Here is a 2996-nt window from a genome sequence, read left to right as displayed (position 1 = left end):
GTGCCACCATTTCAGCCGTACGATCGACAATCAAGTTGAACATCATTGCGTAAGGCTTTTCGCTTTGAGCGCACTCTGGGTAATGCCACTCAATCACTTTGTCCGCTAGCAATTTTTGTTCAGCCAATTGGTTGGTGTAAAAGAAGTGCTCAAAATGCCCAAAACGAATATGGGACTCTGAAGTTCTTACTAACAATGCGCCCGTTTCTTGCTTTTCACGGTAAACAGGCGTGTCACTGGTCATCATCGCTAACGCACGCGTCGTGGGTATGCCAAGCCCTGCCATCGCTTCGCTACATAGATACTCACGAATGGTTGAGCGAAGCACTGCTCGACCGTCTCCCATACGTGAATACGGCGTCTTACCCGCCCCTTTCAAGTGCAGGTCAAACGTTTCACCTTGGTTATCGACTATCTGCCCTAACAGCAATCCTCGACCATCACCTAAATCTGGGTTGTAAGACCCAAACTGATGCCCGGCGTATTTCATCGCAACTGGGTCAAATTCAGTTGGGACAGTATTACCCGACAAACCAGCTAGTAGCTCAGGATGTTCTTTTGGTGAGTTAGGTAACCCAAGTTGCAACGCCAACTCTTTATTCCAAATTAGCCATTCCACATTGGATAACGGCATAGGTGAAACTCGGCTGTAAAACGCTGAAGGTAGTGTAGTGAAACGGTTATTGAACGAGATTGAATCCCAGACAGACATGAAAAGTACCACTAAGCAAAAGTTAGTAAGATGTTACCATAAAACAAGTCATCGAGTTTTCTGCGAAGTGTGCTGCTTTTGGGAAAGTGTCGTGCCAATAGGTGTTTAGCGGGTCAAGGATGGTATTACACCAAAATGTAAATTCTTCGACCCGGCTTTTCTATGAAGTACTAAAGAGGCTAGGCGTTACTGAAATTAATTGCTTTAAAGGCGGTGATGGAAAAGTAAAAGAACCAAATACTTAAAATTGCATGAAGGCTAGAATACTAATGAGAGAACCCATAGAGAAAAGCCAAGTTCTGCTAATTACGCCTAGGTTACTGTGTTGAATCATTTCTTGATGCTGCATTCTTCTCTCCTTGAGAATGTTAATTAGTCATTACAATATAACGACACCCTCTCAAATTCGAAAGCACATTAATATTAACTTTTTATTACAGCATCAAGAATTTTTCATTTAAGCGCGAGAAGTTGTCGACAATAGTGCTCCTGCACCAATAAAAACACCGCCCGTCACGCGATTAAAGATTTTCGCTCGCCCTTTAGCGAACAACCAGTTAGATGACTTTGCTCCTAGGTAGGCATACATCAACAACCAAGACAGTTCCATCACAGCAAATGTGCCAGCAAAGACAATATATTGCGAAAGTAATGAAGCAGTTGGATCGATAAACTGCGGGAAAAGTGCAGTAAAGAATAAAATTGCTTTCGGATTACTTGAACCAACAATAAAGCCACTTACAAAGTGATTCAATCGAGAACCTTTTTGCTTTGAGGTTTGCTCAGAATTAACATCACTCAATTGATAATCGTGCTGATTTGAGCGTAACGCTTTCCAGCCCAAATAAACCAAATACGCAGCACCTGTCCATTTAACAATACTGAACACCAGTTCAGATGATGCGATAACAACCCCTAATCCGGTAAAGGAAAGAGACAGGATCCCTGTGATCGCGACCAAACTCCCCAAAGCAGTAAACACCGACAATTTGAATCCTGATTGCACGGCTTTTGTCATACACAGTAAAGAACTTGGCCCAGGTGAAGCCGTTAGTATCAGTACAGCCAAAAAATAATACACCCACGTTTCGACACTCATTGTGAATCCTCCTTAACTCAATAAACGTTCAAAATACGAACAACAATATGTATTATCTATAATTATTATGCAAATTTTGGCTAAGTTTAGTCACTTTCTGCATCAAATGATGCTTTAGGAGTGTTGCTGTTAAACGACACATCAAACAACAAAACTAACAATGTTCGAATAGACACTTATCTATTCATCAACTAATTTTATAGTTGTCAGTAGCAGTTAGGTTTAGGTCACATGAATATACTCTTCAGTGCAATTCGCGGTGTGTGCTTGGCTATTTTTCTCCCTTTAATGAGCTCAGCTTCAGCTATATCAAGTGAGCTAGAATCACTCACTTTTTTCACAGAAAATTACCCACCTGCAAACTTTGAATCAAACGGTCAACTGACTGGCTATTCTGTTGATATATTACGTGCCGCTGGAGAAGCGGTTGGTCAAGATATTAAACTGCAACAGATTTCTATTTTCCCCTGGCCTCGTTCCTACCGAAATACACTGAACATGGATAATACTGTCTTATTTTCAACGACCAGAACCGAACATAGAGAAGATTTATTTCAGTGGGTAGGCCCTATCACCGATATTCGAGTAGTGGTAATGGCAAGAAAACAGGACAACATTACGATTACAAACCCAATTGATATGGGGAGATATAAGATAGGCGTAATTCGAGACGATATTGGAGAGCAATCGTTACTGCAACTAGGGATCCCGATGGACTCAATGCAAGAGGCAATGTCCGTTACAACACTGGCAGAGCAACTCATGAAAGAACGGATTGAGTTATTAGCTTATGCTGAAAARGCGGCGTATTGGTGGTCGAAGCAAGCAGGGATAAACTCCGATTTGTTTGAAGTGGTTTATGTACTTGAAGAAGGTTATCTCTATTATGCCTTTAACAACAACGTCGATAAAAAAGCATTGAAGCAGCTTCAAAAAGGATTAGATATCATTAAGTCTCAAAAAAATGAAAACGGTATGACCATCCATCAGGAAATCTTGAGCCGATACCGTTAATTTTTCATGTTGTGATGCGGATTATCTAAATAAACGCGTTTAGCCACGAACTCTTACAAAGTGATTCTGTGTAATTTCACCTAGGTAACTCTCGCTTTTCACCCATTTAAAATTAAGTGGCTTTGCTAGGTCACCAAACAATGAAGAACCGCCGCCCAGTAGCACCGGAAT

At 41.2% G+C, this 2996-nt stretch carries 3 protein-coding genes and 1 pseudogene; 1 reads left to right on the top strand and 3 read right to left on the bottom strand.

The window, feature by feature from the left end; genetic code table 11:
* Positions 1-712: protein adenylyltransferase SelO family protein (locus tag L4C33_RS21090; RefSeq protein WP_428814352.1), on the bottom strand; the 712-nt coding region annotated here is incomplete at its 3' end.
* Positions 713-1169: 457 nt separating this feature from the next.
* Positions 1170-1811 carry a LysE family translocator gene (locus tag L4C33_RS21085; protein WP_428814351.1) on the bottom strand — a complete coding sequence of 214 codons (642 nt, stop codon included), beginning with the start codon at positions 1809-1811 and terminating at the stop codon, positions 1170-1172.
* Between the two features lie 231 nt (positions 1812-2042).
* Between L4C33_RS21085 and L4C33_RS21080 the strand changes: the two genes are divergently transcribed.
* Positions 2043-2825 (top strand): substrate-binding periplasmic protein, encoded by a 783-nt coding sequence (locus L4C33_RS21080; protein ID WP_428814350.1) that lies wholly within the window; start codon positions 2043-2045, stop codon positions 2823-2825.
* Positions 2826-2864: 39 nt separating this feature from the next.
* Here L4C33_RS21080 and L4C33_RS21075 read toward each other — a convergent pair.
* Positions 2865-2996 (bottom strand): annotated as a pseudogene (locus L4C33_RS21075) (dihydrofolate reductase family protein); the annotation flags it as partial.

This window comes from Vibrio makurazakiensis, assembly GCF_050337375.1.
Taxonomy (GTDB): domain Bacteria; phylum Pseudomonadota; class Gammaproteobacteria; order Enterobacterales; family Vibrionaceae; genus Vibrio; species Vibrio makurazakiensis.
The sequence above is the reverse complement of the archived record's forward strand: the minus strand, read 5'-3'. Positions and strand labels throughout refer to the sequence as shown.